Below are 20,309 nucleotides of genomic sequence, written 5' to 3'. Positions count from 1 at the left end.
CCAGCCGGAAAGTTCAGAACGTGATCACCGCCTCGCCGATGGCGTTCCAGACCTCGTCCAGCTGGTCGTCGGTGATGCAGTAGGGGGGCATCACATAGACCGTGTTGCCGAGGGGACGGAGCAGCACGTCTCTTGCCCGGAAGAACGCCATGAGTTGCGGGGCGAGGCCGTCCATGTAGCCACCTTCGCCCCGCGTGCGAATGTCCAGCGCGGCGATGGTGCCGAGAACGCGCGGGTTCTCGAAATGACAGAACCGGCCGAGCTTCTCCAGCCAGCCCGACTGGCGGGCCGCCAGGTCGGTGACGCATTCCATCACCGGCTCTTCGGCCCAGATGGCTAGGTTGGCCGCCGCGGCCGCGCAGGCGAGCGGGTTGGCGGTGTAGCTGGACGAGTGGAAGAACATCCGCGCGCGGTCGGTGGACCAGTGGGCCTCGAACACCGGTTCGATCGCCATCGTCACGGCGAGCGGCAGGGCGCCGCCGGTCAGCCCTTTGGACAGGCACAGGATATCGGGCACCACGCCCGCCTGTTCGCAGGCGAGCAGAGTGCCCGTGCGGCCCCACCCGGTCATGACTTCGTCGGCGATGAACAGCACGCCATGCGCCGCGCAGATCTCTCGCATGGCGCGCAGGGTCTCGAGCTTGTAGACGAGCATGCCGCCCGCGCCGAGCACCAGCGGCTCCACAATGAGGGCGGCGGCATCTCCGGCCCGGCACAGCGCCTCGAGCGCATCGAGCGTCGCCTGCTCGGCTCCGGCACGCGGAAAGGGAATGCGGCCGACATCGAACAGCAGCGGCTGGTACGGCTGGTTGAAGACGCCGCGTTCTCCCACCGACATCGCGCCGATGGTATCGCCGTGATAGCTGTGTTCCATCACCACGATGCGGTGCCGTGCCTGCCCTCGCGCATGCCAGTAGCCCAGCGCCATCTTGAGCGCGACTTCGACACTGGTGGAGCCCGAATCGGAGAAGAACACCCTGGTCAGTTCGGGCGGCATGATCGCGGTCAGCCCGGCGGCCACGGCTTCGGCCGGCTCGTGGGTCCACCCGGCGAAGATCAGCTGGTCCAGCTTTCCCGCCTGCTCGGCGATGGCAGCCATGATGCGGGGGTGGCAGTGGCCATGCGTCGTCACCCACCACGAGGAGATCGCATCGATCACGCGCCGCCCGTCGGACGTATGGAGCCGCGCTCCTTCGGCATGGGTGACGAGGGGGATCGGCTCACACAGGCCATGCTGGGTGAAGGGGTGCCAGATCGCGGAACGGCTCATGCGAAATCCTCCAGCCGGAAGTTTGCGGCAAATGCGGCGCGCAGTGCCCCGGGTTCAAGCGGATCCAGGGGCGGCAGGCGGCCCAGCCGCTTCACCCCGGCCATGGCGCAGATCGTGGCCTCGCTGTCCTCAACCGGATCGCCGACGAAGGCTATGCCCAGGATCGGCACGGAGCGGGCGCGCAGGGCTTCGATGGAGAGAAGGCTGTGGTTGATGGTGCCCAGCATCGTGCGTGCGACCAGGACGACCGGCGCGCCCCAGCTGGCGAACTGATCGGCATAGGTCTGGCTGCGCGACAGGGGGACGAGCACGCCGCCTGCACCTTCGACCACCAGATGCCCTTCCACCTTAGGAAGGGACAGGCGAGCAGGGTCGATCGCCAGACCGTCGATCTCCGCTGCCAGATGCGGCGAGCAGGGCGTCTGCAGGCAATACGCCTCGTCCAGCACCCGTTCGCGCGGAAGGCCGGAAAGGTGGGCCACGCGCTGTGCGTCGGTGCCTTCATCCTCGATCCCGGCCTGCACGGGCTTCCAGTAATGCGCGCCGAGCGCACCCGCCAGAGCGGCGGCGAACACGGTCTTGCCGATACCGGTGTCGGTTCCGGTTACGATGATGGGACGAAAGGGCATGGATCGGGACCGCTGACAGGAATGTGAAGTAGATCCCCCGCCTTGTGCGAACGGCAGGGGCGGCGTCGTTCTGCTTGTCCTATGCCGTAGCGCGGCGCAGGTGGCAGGTCACGACCTCGTAAGTGACTTCGCATCCGCTTTGGGCGAAACGGGTCATGACGCGGCGGAGCCGGCCGGGGGCGAGCGGGCGATGTCCGGGGTGCGAAGTGCCCGCCCCGATCGCTTTCAGCGCGTGCAGGAAGGCGCGGGGGCTCTCGTGGCGCTCGGCATGGCACTCCACCTCGATCGAGGCGCCGGGAAGTGCGGCAAAGTGCTCCACCGGGGCAAAGGCGGGAGTGCCCGGCGCGATCCCCTCGGCCGCGTGCGCGGCGCGCCACTCGGCAAAGCTGCCGGGGCCGAGCGTGGTCACGACAAGGTGCCCCCCGGGCGCGAGCCAGCCCGCCATGCGGGCAAGCGCTGCTGGCGTGTCGTCGAACCACTGCACGGCAAGGCTGGAGCAAATGAGGTCGAAAGGGCCACCTGAAGGAGTGCCGCGCTCGCCGTCGAGCACCGCGAAGCGCAGCGCGGCGGGCTGCCTGGCACCGACGAACCGGCTCCTGCAGCGCTCCACCATTTCGGGAGCGATGTCGGTGACCAGCCACTCGCCGCCGAGGTCGGTGTCGGCCAGGGCTTGCGTGAGGAACCCGGTGCCGCAGCCGATTTCCAGCACGCGGGGCGCAGCACGCAGTTGCAGCCCGGCGATGCGTGCGGCGAGGCGCCGTGCGACCTCGCGCTGGACGCGGGCGTTGCCATCGTAGCCAGAGGCGGCTGCGAAAGCATCGCGGATACGCTCGCGCCTGTTCACGGTGCCGCCCTTTCTGCCAGTGCCGCCGCCATGCCGCGTACTGCCGCCGCACAAAGCGCCGGTGCCTCGAGCGGAAGCAGGTGGCCGCCCTCGGGATGATCCATCCGCCGCAGGTCCGCACCGGCGAAGGCCTCTTCGCGCATGGCGGCGGGCAGCAGCGGGTCTTGCCCGCCGTGTATCATGAGCACCGGCACTTCCGGCAGCGGCGGGGCGGCATCGCGCAGGCGCAGGAGGTCCGTATGCAGAAGGCCCGCGTCGATCTCGCCGAAGCCTTCATCGCTGCCGCAGGTGCGCCGGAACTCCGCGAGCACGGCACGAGGCTCCGTCTCGAAGCGGCGGAGCATGCGGTCGATCACGCGCAGCGGGACGCCGGCCCGGCCCGGAACCGCACTGAAGCGCTCGAAGCCGTTGATCGCGACGATCCCCACCAGCCCCATCGGCGGGGCCGCCAGCACGCGCATGGTCCCGAACGAGTGAGTCACCGCCAGGCAGGGCCCCTCCACCCCCGGCTGCACAGGCGCGCCGAAATAGCCGCGATCGTCGATTGCATGCTCCCATTCCGGCAGGAGCGCGGCGAGCGGAGCCCAGAAGTGGCGGTCGAAGCCCCAGCCGTGGGCGAACAGCAGTTTCACCGCTGCGCCTCGATCGCTGCAAGCAGGGCGTCGACGTCTACCTCGGTGTGCCCGGCGCGCAGGGCAAGGCGAAGGCGGCTGGTTCCCGCCGGAACCGTGGGCGGGCGTATCGCCGAGGCAAGGAAACCGGCAGCCTCGAGGCGTGCCGACAGGGCCATCGCCTCGTCCTCCGGGCCGATCACGGCGGGAACGATCTGGGTCGAGGATGCGCCGTACTCCAGACCGAGCCGCGCAAGGCCGCTGCGCAGCCGCTCGGACAGTCGGGCGAGGTGGGCGCGCTGCGGCTCCATGTCCGGCACCAGGTCGAGCGCCGCGTCGATTGCACCCAGCACGGCCGGCGGCGGGGCGGTGGTGAAGACGAAGCCGCTGGCCGAATTGACCAGATAGTCGATCAACGCGCGCGATCCCGCCACATAGGCACCGAAGCTGCCAAGCGCCTTGCTGAAAGTGCCCATCACCACGTCTACCCGGCCCGGCACGAGCGCGGTGAGCCCGCGCCCCTGCGGCCCCAGCACTCCGGTGGCATGCGCTTCGTCCACGAAGAGGACGGCGTCGTAGCGCTCGGCGATTTCGGCCAGCCGCACCATGTCGGCACGGTCGCCATCCATCGAGAAGACCGTTTCGGTCAGGATCAGCCGGGCCGGGGCATTCGCCCCCTTCTCGGCCAGCAGGGTTTCCAGATGGCCAAGGTCGTTGTGGCGGAAGCGGTGCTGGCGCGCACCTGCCGCGGCCAACCCGGCATGCATCGAGGCATGGATCAGGCGGTCGGCGAACACGGCCGTGCGCGGAATGGCCGCAAGCAGCGCGGGGATTACCGTCGCATTGGCCTGCCACCCGCTCGCGAAGAGGAGTGCGGCCTCGCACGCCTTGAACGCGGCGATGCGCGCCTCGAGCATGAGGTGGCGTTCGCTCGTGCCGGTCACCAGCCGCGAGGCGCCCGCGCCGGCACCATGAGCGGCGGCCCACTGCCCGGCGCGCTGTGCCAGCAGCGGATGGCGGGCGAGGCCAAGATAGTCGTTGCTCGAAAAGTCCAGCAGCATGCGGCCATCGCGCTCGACGCGGCCGCCCGGCAGCAGAGTGGCAGGGCGAAGCGTTCGGCGCTGACCGGCGCGCCCGATCCGCGCCAGCGCTGCCTCGAGGTGGGAATCGAGCGTGCTCATCACCCGCCCCGGTATGGCAAGCCGGGGCGCAGCACAATCGCTTGAGCCCGGCGCCTGAACCGGCGCCTGAACCGGACCCGTACCGCTGCCCGACCGCCGTCGGAGCCGCAAAGGCCCTTGGGCTCACTGCATCCCGGCCGGTTCTGGCGCGTTCATCGAGCATAGAACGATAAAAGATGCAGGTGTCGCTTGAAACGCATACGTCTCCTTTCTCTTTCGGCCATCTCGCTTGCGACCGTGGCGCTTCTGGCCGCCTGCGGCTCGCCGGAAGCACCCGGGCAGGACCCGTCCGCCTCGTCCGCCGTCGATCGGGCCGTCGTCGATGCACTCGCCTTCGCCGATGCACCCGGCGGCGGTGAAACCGAAGCCGCCGACAGTCTGGTCCTGCGTGCGCAGGTCGCGCTCGACCGGCTGGCGTTCTCGCCGGGCGTGATCGATGGCGAGGAGGGGCGGTCCTACAGGCTTGCCCTTGCCGCCTTCCAGGAAGCCCGCGGCCTGCCCGCGAGCGGCAACCTGGATGAAGCCACCCGACAGGCGCTGTTCAGCGGGCAGGGAAGCGCCGCAACCCGGCGCGTGGTGATCCCCGCAGCCTTCGCGCGGGGGCCTTTCGTGCCGGATCTTCCGCATGAGACATCGCAGCAGGCGCGGTTCGATCGTCTCGGCTACCGTTCGATGACCGAGGCGCTGGCGGAACGCTTCCATACCACGCCGGACGCGCTTCTTGCGTTGAACGGCCCGGGCACTCGGCTTGGTGCGGGGCGGATCGTACGCGTTCCGGCGGTCGACAATGTTCCCCTCGTCAAGATCGAGGGCGACGATCGCGGATGGGCCGACACGCTCCAGCGGCTTGGCGTCGCAAACCGGCAGCCGCAGGCGGAGCGGATCGTCGTCGACAGGTCCGAAGGAACGCTGCGGGCCTACGACAAGGGAGGCAAGCTCGTCGCGCAGTTCCCCGTCACGACCGGAAGCGCGCGCGACCCGCTCCCGCTCGGCACCTGGAAGATCAAGGGCGAGGCCCGCAATCCGGACTACCAGTACAACCCGGACCTGTTCTGGGATGCCGATCCGGACGACAAGGCCAGGCGCCTTGCGCCGGGGCCCAACGGACCGGTCGGCGTCGTATGGATCGATCTCTCCAAGGAACACTACGGCATTCACGGCACACCCGAGCCGCAGAACATCGGCCGCACCGAAAGCCACGGCTGCGTGCGGCTGACGAACTGGGACGCTGCTCGCCTTGCGCAGATGGTCCATACCGGCACCGAGGTGGTCTTCCAGGCGTGATCGAGGGGGCGGCGGCCCTATTAGCGCGGCCGAACCCGACGGAGCGAGTCCACCGCGCGGCGGGCCGACCCGGCCCACCTTGCCCCTGCAACCCGGCTGAAATAGCCCCTCGGCCGGATCGAGGTTCAAGGAGCAGCCGCTATGATGAAGTATCGTCTCGCCACCCCGTTGGCATTTTGCGCCGCGTTTGGGGCGCTGGCGGCAGCGCACCCGGCCTCTGCCGGCGTGAGGGCGGAAGCCAATGTGGCGCGCTCGGAAGGAGACTGGGGCGGCGAACTGGCGCTTGGAGTGCCGGTCATCGAGGACGGCGGCTTCTCCATCACGCCGGCGGTGGGCGCCTTCTTCCACAAGCGCGACCATGACGGTTACTACGAGGACGGTTCGCAGTGCTTCCGCCGTTCGGACGACGCGCCGGTATCAGGCGGCAAGTGCGACGATTCGGGCACCAAGATTTTCGGCAAGGTAGAGGCGACGTACCGGTTGCCCATGTCCCTTGCTTTTGGAGTGGGTGCCCGGCTGATCGGCGACGACCTGCGGCCCTACGGCACCGCGGCGATGCCGATCCTTCCCATGGTGGACGGCAAGGTCAACGTGGGCGATCGCTACCTTGCGGCGGGACTTCAGGCGCGGTTCTGACGGCGCGGTCCGGGATCGTCGGGCGGTTTGCGAGCAGGGCCAGCGGCCGGACAGCGTCCATCATCTGACGGTCGCTCGGCACTTTGCCTGCCATCAGTGCCCCCAGCAAACGCGGGGCCACCCGGCGCAGCATCCAAACGGCAAGATAGCCGAGCGCCAGGACCATGAACGGCGCGGCCGCGAAAGCCGCGAACTCGCTCCCTTTTCCCAGCTGCCGCGCCGCCGGGCCGACGAAGGTCCAGGCAAGCCCGATGATAAGCGGATGGGCGCAGAATATGAAGAAGATCACCGGCTCGAAGCCTGCGAATGCACGGGCGAGCCTGTGGTGACGGGCTATGGCGGCGGCCGTAACCCAGAACGCGGCGGCGGCGGCGAAGCGGCGCACGATCAGCAAGGCCGCGCTCAGGCTTTCAGGGAGGCGCAGGGCCGGGTATTGCGCCGCTACGAGCGGCAGCACGGCCAGGGCTGCGAGCGTCCTGGCCGCGACGGCCCAGCAAAGCCGTGGGCGCTGTTCAAGGATCGCCGCGGACCAGTACCCCTGGCCCAAACCCAGTCCGAGCGCGTAGAACAGCGGGATGGCGCCGGAGATGAACAGCGGACCGTCCATGTTCCACACTGCGTTCGCGGCAAGGCAGGTCATGAGCACCCAGCGCGCATGTCGCAGTCCGGCCAGCAGCCATGGAGCGAAGAGGCTGCACAGGAATATGTCACGCAGGAAGTAGAGCGGCGTAAGTCGCGGTTCGCCGCCGATCGCCAGAAGCAGGCGCGGCAGGCTTTCGAAAGCGGGCATCGCTTCCCCCAGCGAAAACGCGATGTCCTTCGAAAGGGCGATGGCGTTCCACAGCAGGAGCGGTAGCAGGAGAGTGGCCGCCTTGCGCCGCAGCGTGCGCCGCCATCCGCCGCCCATGGCGAGCCGGGCCGCAAGGTAGCCCGATATGATACTGAGCAGCGGAACGCTCGACCGCCCGAGCACTTCGCGAAGGGTCCAGATCGCCGCGTCGTAGCTGGGTACGCGCAGGGGCAGCGGGGTATGATAGGGCGGGGCGTGGGCGTAGATCACGCAAAGGATGCAGAGCACGCGCGAAATCGCGATGACTTTCGATGTCGTCTCGCCGATGCCGCCTTTCACCCTGATCCTTCCGTGCGGGATTGCCCGGGGGCTGAAGGCGAACCCGCTGCCACGCCCCTGTAGAGCGTGCTAGCACGCAGGCCTCGCTGCACGCCGCGCGCTCTGATCCGCTATCGAGGGTTTTCCCTGTGCTGGCGCGGCATCGCACCGGGATTGCGGGACCGCCCGCCGAATTTCCTCGCGGCGCTGATGATCGGCGATAGCTCGAAAATCGAGGTTGTCGCCCGGCGGCTGCGCGCCGATCAGCCCTCGAGAAGATCGAGGTAGGCGACGACGTCGTTGTCGGTGGCGATGAACAGGCCGTCCTGCACGTCCTCGCTCTGCTGCGCGGCGATCCGCATCGCTTCGGAGAGGGGGCCGTAGAACAGCGTGTTCGCGGCGCCTCCCTCCGCTCCCGAGTCCAGGTGGTAGAGGCGCACGCTGGCTTCCTCGTGAGTGCTGCGCATCAGTCTTCCTGCCTGTCGTCGCCGCGTTCGATCTTGGCGCCATCGACCGCGCGATCGATCCGTGCACGTTCGGCGTCGGCAGCGAGGCGCTCGGCTTTCGTGCGGCCGTGCTTTGCCCGCGCCGCTCCGGCCTGCGCCTGTTCGGCGGCACGGGTCCGCGCCTTTCGGGCCATCCGCAGGTTGACGATCTCTGCCATGGTGCGCTTCTACCGTCCGGCGCGGGCGACCGCTAGGCCTCTTGCGGCGCGGTGGTCACCCCAAGATCGGGCAAGCCGACCGAGCGCTTGCCCGAAAAATCGGTGCGCACCACGATCAGCCCGTCCTTTTCCAGATAGTCGAGCAGGCGCTGCACGCGGCGCGGGCTGCTGGTGCCGTAGACGCGGGCCAGATCCACGTCGTCGGGACATGGCTTGCCGTCCATCGCTGCGCGGGCGATCACGTAGAACGTCGCCAGCGCATCGTCCGGGACGTGCTTGGCAAGGTTGAGAAGGTCGGTCCAGCGCTCTTCGTCGGGATCCCGGATCCCTGCCAGCGCTGCCGCGAAGCCGCGGCGGAACATCGTCGCATCCAGTCCGCGCACCGAAATGCCTTTCATCCGGCAGCGGATCGTGAAGTCCTGGAACAAGGTGGTGGAGGACTGGAACGTGCAGTCGTCTTCCTGCGCCATCGCGTTCATGATCTCGACCATGGCTGCGCGGCTTTCCTCGGGCGCAGGCTCGGCGCGCTCGCGCTCCTGTGCGCGTTCGCGCGAAAGGGCGACGCCGGGGTCGATCATCTCGCTGGCGGCGATGCGGCTGGCGAGCGTGTCGGCATCGTCCACGCCCATCGTCACCCGGGGGGCAGGACGCGGGAACTCAGGCCTTTCGGGCTCGACGTGGAGGTTCTCGTGAAGAAGCTCGCGCAGTTCCTCGGTGGTGGCGGTGGGAAGCGGCGCGAGGCCGGGCGTGACCGACTTGGCGCCCGTGCGCACGGTTCCCACGTTCACCGGAACCGGCCTGCGCGAGATCGCCGGACCCAGCCCCAGGAACTGCCCGCGCGCAAGGTCGCGGATCGTTTCGGCCTGGCGCCGCTCCATGCCGAGCAGGTCGGCGGCGCGGATCATGTCGATGTCGAGGAAAGTGCGCCCCATCAGGAAGTTGCTCGCCTCGGCCGCGACGTTCTTGGCCAGCTTGGCAAGGCGCTGGGTGGCGATCACGCCCGCGAGCCCGCGCTTGCGGCCACGGCACATGAGGTTGGTCATTGCCGCGAGGCTGACGCGCCGCGCCTCTTCGGAAACCTCCCCGGCGGCGGCCGGCGCGAACATCTGCGCTTCGTCGACGACGACGAGGGCAGGATACCACTGCTCGCGCGGGGCATCGAACAGGGCGTTGAGGAACTGCGCCGCGCACTTCATCTGCTGGTCGATCTCCAGCTCGTCGAGCGCGAGGATGACCGAGGCGCGGTGTTGGCGGATGCGGGCGCCCAGCCGCGCTATTTCGGCTTCTCCATAGGCCGAGCCATCTATGACGACATGGCCGAACTCCTCGGCGAGGCTGACGAAGTCGCCTTCGGGATCGATCACCACCTGCTGGACGATGCCGGCGCTCTCTTCCAGGATCCGGCGCAGGAGGTGCGACTTGCCGGACCCGGAATTGCCCTGCACGAGCAGGCGGGTCGCCAGCAGTTCCTTGATGTCGATCTCTATCGGCTGGCCTTGCGGCGCCTGGCCGATGACGATGTTCGCGCTCACGGGCGTGCTCCTGCCAAAGCGGTGCGCGGGGCGCAAGCGCGCCCCGTCGTTATCCCCTGCCGGAAGGAAGCGCCCAAGCCGATGAGGCGGGCGGGCCGGTGGTCGGGAAAATGACGGGCTTTGAAAATAATCTGCAAGACCCGCTTGCAGGGTCCGAAACCCTTTGCTAATGGCCCGCTCCTGCCGGGGACGGATCACTGTCCAGTCCCCAAGATTTAGCGGTCGTGGCGGAATTGGTAGACGCGCAACGTTGAGGTCGTTGTGGGCGAAAGCCCGTGGAAGTTCGAGTCTTCTCGACCGCACCAGGCAGATTTCTGAACGGAAATGATCATTGCCTTCGGGCACCCTGACCGTCCCTTCGAAGGGCGGCGGCGATCAGTCCTTCGGCTTTTCCTTTCCCTTGCCCACATCGTCGCGCGGCTTGCCCTTGGTGGTGCGTTGTGCCGAAGCCTTGGCGCCGGCAAGGACCGGACCGCACGCGGCCGACTTCGCATCCCCAACGTCGATGAAGGCGAACAGGCCCGCAACCGGCGTGGCGACCACCGCCAGTCCCAGGCCTGCACCCGCACGGCCGAGCAGTTCGGGGGAGATGACGTCGAGCCTGGGCTCGGAGAAGCGTCCTCGGATGCCGACTGGCGACTGGCCCGAGAACAGGCTGAACTTTTTGGCGTCCGCCCGGAAGGCAAGGTCCACCGCTTCGGTCCGGAAGCTGAAGGCTCCGCGGCCGGTGATGACGTTCTTGTGCGTGTCTATCAGGATCGGGTCGGTCGAGGCCACTCCGTTGCGGACGGTGAAGGCGACCAGTCCGCAGTTGACCTCCACCGGCGTCTTCAGCTTGCCCTGGAACATCTTGTACGCGAAAGTGCCGATGTCGAGCTCGGCCAGCTGGACGTTGCGCGTCCACAACGCGCCCCTCGGCATGACGAAAGCGATGCGCCCGGACGAGGTGGCGAGCGAATCGTGAATGGTATCGCCCCGGCCCTTGAGCTGGATGCGCCCGGCGATCGTGCCGGTCGTCCCTGCCTCGGCGACACCGTAGCCCGAGAGGAGGCGACCCATCGGGGTAGGCGACAAGCGGATGTCGTAGCTGATGGCGCTTGGGCGCTGGCGTGTGTCGAAGACGAAGTCGGATGCGACATCGCCGCGCGCCATGGAGAAGGTGAGCGGCGAAAGTTCGAGCCGCCCGCGTTCTAGCTTCAGCTTCAGGTCGATCTTCTCGACCGGCACGTTGCGCGAACGCACCACGCCGATCTTCCAGTCCAGCCCGGCGTCGAAGCGCTGCATCGACTGCACCGGAAGCTCGGCATCGGGCATCACGCGCTGGGCACCGGCACCCGTCGCCGCGGCGGCGGCAACAGCGCCTTTCGAGGCCACGATGTCGGGATTGTAGCCGATGAAGGGCGCGGCATCGATGATGTCGAGCCGCCGGGTGGTGAGCGCTGCGTCGAGGTGGAGGCGCTCGGCATTGGTAATGGTGAAGCGCCCGGCAAGGTCGGACTGGCCGAACGTACCGGCAAGATCGGTGAAGCGGTAAGTGTTCGCCTCCTTCACCATCTGCGCCTTCAGCGCATAGCGCCGGGTCTGCGGGATCGCGACGTCGATGATGGCGAGAAGTTCGGAAAGGTCGCGGCCGCGCGCGCGGACCCGCAGCGGCACGCCTTCCACGTCGGCGATGGAGGGCAGGGTGCCCGAGACGTCGAGGATGCTGTTCGCCGCCCATGCGCGCAGTTCCAGCTCGTTCCTGCCCCGGTTGACCGTTGCGTCCGGAGACAGCAGGCGGGCGCTCACGCGGAAGGGCGTATCGCGCAGGCGTCCGTCTCCCTTGAGCGCCACGGCCTTTCCGATGCGCGCGTCGTTGGAGACGATGGGCTCGACCGCCAGGTTGGCGAGCAGGCGCATCTGCGGATCGAGGTAGCGGATGCTCGTGCCCGTGACCGTGGCGCGATCTATCCGCGGGAACTCGAGCGGCTCGCCGCCGCCGCTGCCGAAGGTCCAGGTGTTGTGCTTGTGCGGCGCGTCCCACTCGAGATCGACGCGCCCGCCGTCGAGGTCGAGCGTGTGGATGTGGCGCCGGCCGAACAGCAGCGAGAGCGGAGCGATCCGGGCTTCTACCCGCCGCGCGGCGAAAAGGCTTGGCCGGGTGGCCCACTGCGGGTTCGCGACGTCGAGCCCCTCGGCGAGGAACTTGATGCGAAGCGGCGCGAAGTAGAGCTGGAAGTCGCCCGCCACCGAAACCCGGCGGTCGGTCATCGAGGAGACGACGCTTTCGAACGGGCTCTTCAGGAAGCGACCCTTGGTGATGAACAGGATCAGCCAGATCGCGAATATCAGCCCGACGATGGCCAGCCCCACGTTGCGCACGATGCGCAGGCGCCGCTTGCGAGAGGGCTCCGCCGTCCGTTCGCCCTCCGGGGCATCGATCTTCGCTGCCGCATCCATGATAGGCGATAGCGCCCGGGCAGGGCATTTGGTTTCAACGGGAACTCAGAAGCGGTAGTTCGTCTGCAGCCCGAAGTAGTTGGCCCGTCGTCCGCCGGCTTTCTCAAACGCGGAGCCGGGCTCGAAACGGGTCTCGAACAGGCGCAGTCCAAGCCGGCGGGTGACCTGCCACGAGGCTTCGAGATTGAGCGTGGTGCCGATCCGCCGGGTGCTGCCATAAGGAGCGAACGAAGCGCCCGCCGGCCCCACGTAGACCCCGTCCGCGCTGCTCTGGCGCCACAGGAACTGGGGCCCCACCATGACGCTGACCGCCTCGTGCGGCTTGAGGGTGAGCGAGGGGTAAAGGTCGACAAGGTTCGAGAAGTTGAGGAAGGCGCCTTCGGACAGCATCGGCAGGCGGGGGGCGGCGGCCACGAATGTCCCCGCGGTTCCGTCCGCCAGATCGTCGTCGCCGCTGAATGCGTCTGCCCGCAGGCCGAGGCGCGGCTTCAGCGGCAGCGCGGCCCAGGTGTAGCCCGCTTCCAGCAGCACGCTCCAGGCGCGGATGTCCTGCCCGGCGAACGTGCCGCGCTGGAGCGCCGCCTCGAGATCGACATCGATGCCGGCGTCGCGTCGCCACAGCCGCGCGCCAAGGGTGTCGCGCTCGTCGGCGCCCGTACCCTCGCGCAGGGTCGCGGCCTTGCGCTTCATCTCGTACCAGTAAAGGTCCGCTCCAAGGCCGGCGAAAAGATCGGGTGCGCTTACGTAGACGCCATGGAAGACGCGCGCCGGATCGCCCCGGTCGTCGAAAGTGCCCGGCCTCACGGCGATGGGGCGGGTCGCGAAGGCGTCCACCGAGATCCGGCCCGGCAGGATATACGTGGCCCGCACCCCCTGGTACGTGAAGCGCATGTTGAGTGCCTCGCGGGTGCCGACGAGCTTTCCATTGCCGAGCGGCATCTCGAAACGTCCGGGGCGCAGGGTCAGGCGTCCGGCCTCGCCGAGCGGCAGGGTCACGTCGACGAAAGCCTGATAGAGGTCGAGCTTGTCGCGGTTGGCGGCGGTGGCGAATTCCTCGCCGAACTCACGATTGTCGCCCAGTTCCACGTAGGCGCGCACCTGCGGGCCCAGATGCAGGTCCGCGAGCAGGCGCAGCCGGCTCTGGACGAGGCTGTTGTCGTCGTCCGCCCGCAGGCCGAGCGTCGCGTGCTGCCAGTCGGTGTAGTAGGCGCGCGCCTCGCCCCCGATGGAGAGATAGAAGTCCTCGTTCGCGCCCAGCGGCACATGGCGCAGCTTTTCGACAAGGGAGGCGCCGGGGGCAGGAGGCTGCGACCAGTCCTCGGTCCAGCGCTGCGCCTGAGGCACGCCGGGAGGCGCCGTGCGGCCACCGGGGACGGCTTCCGCAGGCGGGCGCGGGCTCTTGCGGGCGAGCGGAGCCGCGCGCTGCGGCGCGGGATCGGCGGAAGCCGGCGGGTGCTGGTCTTGCGCCTGAGCCTGAGCCTGAGCCTGAGCCTGAGCCTGGACCGGCGCCAGCCAGAGCGCGGCGGCTCCAAGGCCAAGAACGGCGGCGATGCGCGGGGGGCGGGGGGACATTTGCGGCATTCCTCTCGTCTCGCTCCGCATGCGCGGCGGGCGGACTGCCTTTAGCCAGGCCGCGCCGTTTTCGCGATAGCCAAGGTGGCGATCGAAGGATCGTACACGAGCCGCGATGCGCGCTGCCCGCAACGATCCGCCGCAAATGGCGCGAATGCCTCACGGCAAGGCGGAACCGCAATTGCTTCAGTGCATTACGCAGCCGAAGCGAATGGAGCGGATCGGGGGTATCATGAGCGGTTGCAATGCGGGGCCTCTGGACGAGGTGGTGTCGATCGTGCTCGCCGGTGGCAAGGGAAGCCGCCTGCATGACCTGACGCAGGCCGAGGCGAAGCCTGCCCTGCCGGTCGGCCCCGACGCGCGGCTGGTGGATTTCACCCTTGCCAACATCGCCAACTCGGGGCTGCGCAAGGCCCTGGTGCTCACCCAGTACGAGCCCGCATCGCTGCAGAACCACGTGGAACGCTGCTGGGGCGCGGACCCCGAAGGCTGCTCCTTCCAGGTGCTCGACGGCGAGGATTTCGGTCCCTTCGAAGGCACTGCCCACGCCGTCGCCAGCGTCATCGCCGAGATCGACCGGCTGGCGCCCCGCCATGTCGTGATCCTTGGCGGGGACCATCTCTACCAGATGGACTACCGGCCCTTCCTGGACCGTCATATCGCCTGCGGGGCGCAGGCGACCGTCGGCGTGATCCACGTGCCGCTTGCACAGGCATTGGGCTTCGGCGTGCTCGACGCCGGAGCGGACTTTCGCATCCAGGCCTTCGTGGAAAAGCCGGCCCACGCGCCGCAGGCCCACGACCGGCCCGGTCATGCCCTTGCCTCGATGGGTATCTACGTCTTCGACTGGCAGGCCTTGCGCGCCATCCTCATCGACATGAGCGCGAGCGTGGAAGAGCTGGATTTCGGCCAGCACGTCATCCCCCGACTTGTCGCGGCGGGCACCGCCTACGCCTATGCTCTGCCCGGGCGCGGCGAGAGCGAGCCGCTCTGGCATGATCTGGGCACCCTCGATGCGTACCACGCGATCCAGTGCCGGATCAGGGATGGAGCGCTGCCGCTCGATGCGGGATGGCCGATCGTCCACGCGCGGCGCGCGATGGCGGGAGACAGCGGATCCATCGGCCTTGGCAGCGTGCTGCGCAACGTGGTCGCCTTGCCGGGCGCAAGGATAGGCCGCTTCGCCCGGATCTCGGACGCGATCGTCACCGGCGACGCGGTCCTGCCCGACCATTTTGACCTCGATGCCGAGCTTGCCGTCCATGGCGAGTGGTGCACCGTGTCAGAGGGCGGCATCCGCGTCGTCTCGGCAGCGGCGCTGCGCCGGCTCGAGGCGCTTCGTCGCCCGGCGCCCGTGGACAGGATCGCCCCGCTCCGGCGCGATCCGCGCGTGCCCTATGCACCGGCCCTGGGGCGCACACCGGCTGTCGCCTCGGCGGTCTGACACTCGCCCGAAAGGCTGTCGGCGGCGATCGCGAGCATGGCTGCGGAGCAACGATGCCTACCCGGCTGAGCCGCCTCGGGGAACACCAGCTGCACCCGCAGGCCCGGCGCGGCATCGGCGAACTCCAGCGCGGCGCCGTGCGCATGCGCGATGGCCGCGACCATGCTGAGGCCGAGGCCATCGCCGGGGCACTTGCCCGAGGCACGGCCGCGATAGAACTGCTCGGTCACGCGTTCGCGCTCCTCCTCGTCGAGGCCGGGGCCGTCGTCCGTCACGCTCAGGCACAGGCCGGCAGCCAGGCGCGAACCCTGCAGTTCCACGCGCCGGCCGCCGCCGGCGTGCTTGAGGGCATTGTCCAGCAGGTTGGAAAGCGCCTGGAACACCAGGTCAAGGTCGAGGTCCGCGACCAGCGGGCGGCGTGCCTTCAAGACCAGTTCGATGCCGAGCCGCTCCGCCTCGGGCTGGTAGAACTCCACCAGATCCTCCAGTAGCTGCACGACGTCGGTGCGCTGCAGTTCCAGCGGATGGCGCCCGTTCTCCAACCGCGAGATGCGCATCAGGGCCGCGAGGATCTGCTGCAGCCGGCTCGCCTCGGCGATTGCGCCAGCGGCGGCTGCACGCATGGCGGGATCGCTTCGGGAGCGGTGCTCCAGCTCTTCCAGCCGCCCCACCAGCCGCGCCAGCGGCGTGCGCAGCTCGTGGGCCGCGTTGTCGGATACGCTCTGCACCGCGCGGAAAAGGCTTTCGATGCGCGACAGCATGAGGTTCAGCGTCTCGCCCAGCCGGTCGAAGTCGTCGTTGGTGCCGCGCACTTCCACCCGCCCGGCCAGGTCGCCATCCATCACTTGCCGTGCCGCGCGGCGCACGGCCTCGATCCTGGCGCCGATCGCCAGGCTCATCAGCCAGCCGCCGCTCAGACCCAGCAGCAGCGTGACGCCGAAGATCCAGATCGCCGCGGTGCGCAGCACTTCCGCCTCGCTCGTCACGTCCTCGACGTCGCGTCCTACCATCAGGCGCGCGCCGTCGGGAAGGTACTGGTCGCTGACCAGCGCGTTGTGGTCGACCTCGGCGCCGTCGAGGAAGGTGTCGGCCTCGATCAGCGTCAGGTGCGGCATTGGACGCACCGGCCAGCTCGGCAGGTTGGCCGTGACGACTGCGCCGCCGGGGGCGAGCAGCGCATGGAATGCCTTGATTCCGCCGGTAGCGTGCGCCCGCCGCTCCAGCGCCGCGCGCGTGGCATCGGGGCCGCGGGCGAGATACTCGGCCCGGAACGCGGCCTCCTCCTGCTGCACCATCCAGCGGGCCCGGTCCATCGGCACCACCACGCGCAGCCAGTAGACGGCCCCCATCAACAGCGCCACCGAAAGGCAGAACAGCCCGGCATAAGTCAGCGCGAGGCGGAACGAGAGGCTGCGCAGCAGGCGGTTCATGCAGGCGCCCTCACGCCTCGCGCATCATGTAGCCCACGCCCCGCACGGTGTGGACGAGATCGCGCTCCCCCTCGGCCGTGATCTTCTGGCGCAGCTTGCTGATGTGCTGGTCGATGATGTTGGTCTGCGGGTCGAAGTTGTAGTCCCACACGTTCTCCAGCAGCATCGTGCGGGTGACCACACGCCCTGCATTGCGCGCGAGGTAGGCAAGGATCCTCAGCTCGCGCAAGGTGAGCTGGATGCGCCGCCCTGCACGGGTGACGCTGTGGGAAGCCAGATCGATGTCGAGATCGGCCACCCGCAGACGGCTGGCCGCCGGCGTGAGAGGGGCATTGCGCCTTGCCAGCACCTCGAGCCGGGCGAGCAGTTCGGACATGGCGAAGGGCTTGGCCATGTAGTCGTCGCCCCCGGCGCGAAGGCCGCGCACCCGCTCGTCCACATCGCCGAGCGCGCTGAGGATCAGGACAGGCGTTGCATCGTCGGTGGCACGAAGGGCCGCCAGCAGCTTGAGCCCGTCGAGCGTGGGCAGCATGCGGTCGAGCACGATCGCGTCGTATGTCTCGCAAGCCGCGCGCACCAGTGCGTCGCGCCCGTCGGCGCAATGCTCGACGACATGGCCCGCCTCGCGCAGGCCGGCGACGATATGGGCGGCAAGGGCGGCGTCGTCTTCGACGAGGAGTATCTGCATCGCGGCGACGAGCCTTATCCTGCGCCATGTCCGGCGTCGAGATCATGCCCGTGCCGCAAGGCTCCTGCGTCCCCCGGAAACCGAGCCCCGGCCAACATGGGCAAATCTACATAAACGGCCCATCCGGCAAACATGTCGCTGCGGCAAGGGCGCGCGATGCCCGCATCTTCCGCCTCCGCGTCCTCGGCCCGTCCTGCCCGCCTGCATGTCGTTGCCATCGGCGGCGTGCACCAGTTCGCGCACATCCTGCCGGTCGCCTTTGAGCTGGAAAGACGCCACCCGGGGCAGGTGACTGTCTTCGTCTGCACCGGGGAAGAGGCCAGCGCGGCACGGGCCCGGGCTCTCGAATCCGGCGGGCCGGTCCCGCAGATCGTGGCCATGGACCTTCCCCGCGCCATGCGGATGCTGCCGGGGAACCTCCACAAGACGGTGCGGCTGGCCACCTGGGCGAAGCGGCTCTGCGATGCCGACGCCATCCTCTGCGCGGAACGCACCTCCACCGTCCTGCGCCGCCTGCGGGGAGACTGCCCGCCGATCCTCCACATCCCGCACGGCGCAGGAGACCGCGCAGTGGGCTTCGAGAAGCGCTTCACGCTGTTCGATCACGTCATGGTGGCGGGAGAAAAGGACCGCGAACGCCTGCTGGCGAGCGGCTTCGTCCAGCCGGCGGACTGCACGGTGACCGGGCCGATCAAGCTCTCCACGGTTCTTCCCGCCGCCGCGAAGCGCGCGCCGCTTTTCGACAATGCCCGGCCCACGATCCTCTACAACCCGCACTTCTGCAGGACCCTATCGTCGATGGAGGCGTTCGGGCGGCGGCTCGTGGAGGCGGTAGCAAGGGACGGGCGCTACAACCTGGTGGTCGCGCCCCATGTCCGGCTCGCCCGGCACCTGTCCGCGCGCCAGCGGCGGCAGTGGCAGGCGCTTGCCGTGCCCGGGCAGGTCGTCGTCGACCTCGGCTCGGCGCGCTGCAACGACATGACCTACACCCTCGGCGCGGACCTCTACCTCGGCGATGTCAGCAGCCAGGTCTACGAGTTCCTCGTCCGCCCGCGGCCCTGCCTCTTCGTCGATGCCCGGGGCGTCGACTGGCGGGACAGCGACGATTACGCGATGTGGCATTTCGGCGATGTCATCGGCGCGGATGCGGACCCGGTGGCGGCGATCGACCGCGCATTCGCCAGCCACCATGCCTACCTCGCCTGGCAGCGCGAGCGGATGGCCTATTCGATCGCGGGCATCGGCTGGACGGCGGACGGCAGTCCCACTCTGGGCGGCCGCAACCCGGTAGGCGCGGCGGCAGGCATCGTCGAACGCTATGCCGGGCTGCCGGTGGGGCTGGCTGCCGGGCAGTGGACTGCGGCGGCCTGAGGTCCGATTTCGCCAGACGACCCCGGTTTTTCCCTGAGGCCCTCGTCTATCGACCGGCAAGTGCAGCGATGCTATCCATACCGGGTTTTTACGGAACCAGGTTCAAGGTCTGCGGCTATGTCGGGTATGGAACACGAAAGCGATCGTCGTCCGGGCGGACCCGCCGAGACGAGCCCGCTCCGCTCGTCCCCCTGGCTTGCGCGCGCGGGCGTGGGGCCTGCGCCGGGCACGGTCGGCGCGCGGCCTGTCCTGTGGCGCTGGTGGCTTGCCGCCGGTCTGCTCAGCATCGCCATGTGGGCGGGGATCTTCGCGCTGGTCTTCTAGACCGGAGGCGCGGGAGGCGCGGCGGCCTAGTCGAAGCTGACCTTGCCGCGCCCGGCCTTTACGTTGCCGCGCAATTTCTTGCCCTTCAGCCGCTGCTCCTTGCCGATGCGGTTGAGGCGGCTCTTCGCGCGTTTTTCGGGCAGTTTCTGCGCTTCCTCCAGCAGTTCGGCGAGCCGTTCGCGCGCATCGGCGCGGTTGGCTTCCTGCGTGCGGAAGCGGCGGGCGGTGAGCACCAGTTCCCCTCGCGACGTCATGCGGCTGCCCGCAAGCTCGCGCAGCCGCGCGAAGACCGGCGGGCTGAGCCGCAGGGCATAGCAGTCCAGCCGGAGCTGCACTGCCGTCGCCACCTTGTTGACGTTCTGCCCGCCCGGCCCGGTCGAGGCGATGAAGCTTTCGCTCGCCAGCGCCTGGGCCCGGTCGACTATCTCATTCATCGCCTGCGTCGGGTGCCGCGTCGGGTGCCGCATCGGGCAGGGGGGATGGGGCAAGCGGGGCATCCGGCGTGGTGAAGCCCAGAGCGCGGAAATCCGACGGCATCGGTGCCTGGGCCACGATCGGGGCCTTGTCCCCACCGCGAGGGACGGTGAGCGCGGCTGCGTGGAGCATGGTACGGCGGACGCTGCGCGCGCGGTCTGCCCCGGAGCCATAGACCGGGTCGCCGAGCAGCGGCAGGCCAAGCCCGGAAGCTGCGTGCACGCGGATCTGGTGCGTGCGCCCCGTCTCGGGCCGGAACTCCACGAGCGCAAGCCCGTCGCGCACTTCGAGCTTGCGCCAGTGCGTGACCGCAGGCTTGCCCTTGCGCGCGGGGATCATGCGCCAGCCGTCCTTCGCGGTGCTGACCTTGGAGAGCGAAAGCTGGATCGTGCCTTCCTCCTCCTCGGGCACCCCGGCGACCACGCCGAGGTAGACCTTCTCCACCTTGCGTTCTTCGAAGGCGACGGAGAAACGCTTGAGCGCCTTGGGATTGCGGGCCAGCAGCAGGCAGCCCGAAGTGTCGCGGTCCAGCCGGTGCACGGGCGCCGGTTCGCGCTGGAAGCCCAGCTTCAGCTCGTCCAGCCGGTCCTCGAGGCTGGGACCGCCGGCGCGCGGAGTATCGAGCGGCAGGCCGCCCGGCTTGTCGATGACGAGCGCCTCGCCGTCCTCGAAGAGGATTTCCAGTTCCATTTACGTCCAGCTTTCCATTCGTCGTCCCTGCGCCCGGCAGGGACCGCAAGGCGTGCCTTACGCGCAAGCGCGCGCGAAGTCTGCCCCGTTCCCGCCGCCCGGCACCGCCGGGATGCGC

20 protein-coding genes and 1 tRNA gene are annotated in these 20,309 nt (G+C 68.9%); 6 read left to right on the top strand and 15 right to left on the bottom strand.

The genetic code is table 11. The features are described 5' to 3' along the window. Nucleotides 1-13 precede the first annotated feature (13 nt). The 5 genes from GR702_RS00785 to bioF all read right to left on the bottom strand — a co-directional run bounded on the left by GR702_RS00785 (nt 14) and on the right by bioF (nt 4,535). Complete coding sequence (locus GR702_RS00785) at nt 14-1,270, bottom strand: adenosylmethionine--8-amino-7-oxononanoate transaminase (protein WP_160984045.1); 1,257 nt, start codon at nt 1,268-1,270, stop codon at nt 14-16. Then, the gene (bioD, locus tag GR702_RS00780) at nt 1,267-1,899 is read right to left on the bottom strand and encodes a dethiobiotin synthase (protein WP_160984044.1); all 633 of its coding nucleotides are present in this window, start codon (nt 1,897-1,899) and stop codon (nt 1,267-1,269) included. The genes GR702_RS00785 and bioD overlap by 4 nt, the downstream gene beginning before the upstream one ends. Before the next feature lie 79 nt (nt 1,900-1,978). After that, entirely contained in the window at nt 1,979-2,743 is a 765-nt protein-coding gene (locus GR702_RS00775; RefSeq protein WP_160984043.1) for a methyltransferase, read from the bottom strand. Continuing rightward, on the bottom strand, nt 2,740-3,375 hold the full coding sequence (locus tag GR702_RS00770) for an alpha/beta fold hydrolase (protein ID WP_160984042.1): 636 nt from the start codon (nt 3,373-3,375) through the stop codon (nt 2,740-2,742). The genes GR702_RS00775 and GR702_RS00770 overlap by 4 nt, the downstream gene beginning before the upstream one ends. Next, nucleotides 3,372-4,535, bottom strand: a complete 1,164-nt coding sequence (gene bioF / locus GR702_RS00765; RefSeq protein ID WP_160984041.1) for an 8-amino-7-oxononanoate synthase — start codon at nt 4,533-4,535, stop codon at nt 3,372-3,374. The genes GR702_RS00770 and bioF overlap by 4 nt, the downstream gene beginning before the upstream one ends. A gap of 189 nt (nt 4,536-4,724) precedes the next feature. On the opposite strand from bioF, the gene GR702_RS00760 reads away from it, so the two are divergent. Both GR702_RS00760 and GR702_RS00755 read left to right on the top strand, forming a co-directional pair. Further along, complete coding sequence (locus tag GR702_RS00760; protein ID WP_237449484.1) at nt 4,725-5,819, top strand: L,D-transpeptidase family protein; 1,095 nt, start codon at nt 4,725-4,727, stop codon at nt 5,817-5,819. 141 nt (nt 5,820-5,960) lie between these two features. After that, the gene (locus GR702_RS00755) at nt 5,961-6,455 is read left to right on the top strand and encodes a hypothetical protein (protein ID WP_237449483.1); all 495 of its coding nucleotides are present in this window, start codon (nt 5,961-5,963) and stop codon (nt 6,453-6,455) included. Here GR702_RS00755 and GR702_RS00750 read toward each other — a convergent pair. The 4 genes from GR702_RS00750 to GR702_RS00735 form a co-directional block, all read right to left on the bottom strand. After that, entirely contained in the window at nt 6,406-7,584 is a 1,179-nt protein-coding gene (locus GR702_RS00750) for an acyltransferase family protein (protein WP_160984040.1), read from the bottom strand. The genes GR702_RS00755 and GR702_RS00750 overlap by 50 nt on opposite strands. Nucleotides 7,585-7,826: 242 nt before the next feature. After that, a complete protein-coding gene (locus GR702_RS00745; protein WP_160984039.1) occupies nt 7,827-8,030 on the bottom strand; it encodes a hypothetical protein in 204 nt (67 codons plus the stop codon). Beyond that, on the bottom strand, nt 8,030-8,227 hold the full coding sequence (locus GR702_RS00740; protein WP_160984038.1) for a DUF4169 family protein: 198 nt from the start codon (nt 8,225-8,227) through the stop codon (nt 8,030-8,032). The genes GR702_RS00745 and GR702_RS00740 overlap by 1 nt, the downstream gene beginning before the upstream one ends. 32 nt (nt 8,228-8,259) lie before the next feature. Beyond that, entirely contained in the window at nt 8,260-9,759 is a 1,500-nt protein-coding gene (locus GR702_RS00735) for a helicase HerA domain-containing protein (protein ID WP_160984037.1), read from the bottom strand. Nucleotides 9,760-9,977: 218 nt separating this feature from the next. On the opposite strand from GR702_RS00735, the gene GR702_RS00730 reads away from it, so the two are divergent. Beyond that, nucleotides 9,978-10,064: transfer RNA gene (locus GR702_RS00730), tRNA-Leu, on the top strand. A 70-nt stretch (nt 10,065-10,134) separates the two neighbouring features. Here the strand turns inward: GR702_RS00730 and GR702_RS00725 are convergent. Together GR702_RS00725 and GR702_RS00720 are read right to left on the bottom strand one after the other, a co-directional pair. Continuing rightward, nucleotides 10,135-12,198 (bottom strand): AsmA family protein, encoded by a 2,064-nt coding sequence (locus GR702_RS00725; protein ID WP_160984036.1) that lies wholly within the window; start codon nt 12,196-12,198, stop codon nt 10,135-10,137. 45 nt (nt 12,199-12,243) lie between these two features. Further along, nucleotides 12,244-13,770, bottom strand: a complete 1,527-nt coding sequence (locus GR702_RS00720; protein WP_160984035.1) for an alginate export family protein — start codon at nt 13,768-13,770, stop codon at nt 12,244-12,246. Nucleotides 13,771-14,002: 232 nt separating this feature from the next. Here GR702_RS00720 and GR702_RS00715 point away from each other — a divergent pair, with 232 nt between their 5' ends. Then, entirely contained in the window at nt 14,003-15,214 is a 1,212-nt protein-coding gene (locus GR702_RS00715; protein WP_160984034.1) for a sugar phosphate nucleotidyltransferase, read from the top strand. Here the strand turns inward: GR702_RS00715 and GR702_RS00710 are convergent. Both GR702_RS00710 and GR702_RS00705 read right to left on the bottom strand, forming a co-directional pair. Further along, nucleotides 15,166-16,644, bottom strand: a complete 1,479-nt coding sequence (locus GR702_RS00710; RefSeq protein ID WP_160984033.1) for a sensor histidine kinase — start codon at nt 16,642-16,644, stop codon at nt 15,166-15,168. The genes GR702_RS00715 and GR702_RS00710 overlap by 49 nt on opposite strands. A gap of 10 nt (nt 16,645-16,654) precedes the next feature. Beyond that, nucleotides 16,655-17,332, bottom strand: a complete 678-nt coding sequence (locus tag GR702_RS00705; protein WP_160984032.1) for a response regulator transcription factor — start codon at nt 17,330-17,332, stop codon at nt 16,655-16,657. 156 nt (nt 17,333-17,488) lie between these two features. Between GR702_RS00705 and GR702_RS00700 the strand changes: the two genes are divergently transcribed. Both GR702_RS00700 and GR702_RS00695 read left to right on the top strand, forming a co-directional pair. Further along, nucleotides 17,489-18,703 (top strand): glycosyl transferase, encoded by a 1,215-nt coding sequence (locus GR702_RS00700; protein WP_160984031.1) that lies wholly within the window; start codon nt 17,489-17,491, stop codon nt 18,701-18,703. A 117-nt stretch (nt 18,704-18,820) separates the two neighbouring features. Further along, on the top strand, nt 18,821-19,027 hold the full coding sequence (locus GR702_RS00695) for a hypothetical protein (RefSeq protein ID WP_160984030.1): 207 nt from the start codon (nt 18,821-18,823) through the stop codon (nt 19,025-19,027). 26 nt (nt 19,028-19,053) lie between these two features. Here GR702_RS00695 and arfB read toward each other — a convergent pair whose 3' ends face one another. Next, complete coding sequence (gene arfB / locus GR702_RS00690) at nt 19,054-19,461, bottom strand: alternative ribosome rescue aminoacyl-tRNA hydrolase ArfB (protein ID WP_160984029.1); 408 nt, start codon at nt 19,459-19,461, stop codon at nt 19,054-19,056. Beyond that, nucleotides 19,454-20,191 carry an RluA family pseudouridine synthase gene (locus tag GR702_RS00685; RefSeq protein WP_160984028.1) on the bottom strand — a complete coding sequence of 246 codons (738 nt, stop codon included), beginning with the start codon at nt 20,189-20,191 and terminating at the stop codon, nt 19,454-19,456. The genes arfB and GR702_RS00685 overlap by 8 nt, the downstream gene beginning before the upstream one ends. Nucleotides 20,192-20,309: the final 118 nt, after the last annotated feature.

The organism is Novosphingobium silvae (assembly GCF_009856825.1).
GTDB classification, from domain to species: domain Bacteria; phylum Pseudomonadota; class Alphaproteobacteria; order Sphingomonadales; family Sphingomonadaceae; genus Novosphingobium; species Novosphingobium silvae.
The sequence above is the reverse complement of the archived record's forward strand: the minus strand, read 5'-3'. Positions and strand labels throughout refer to the sequence as shown.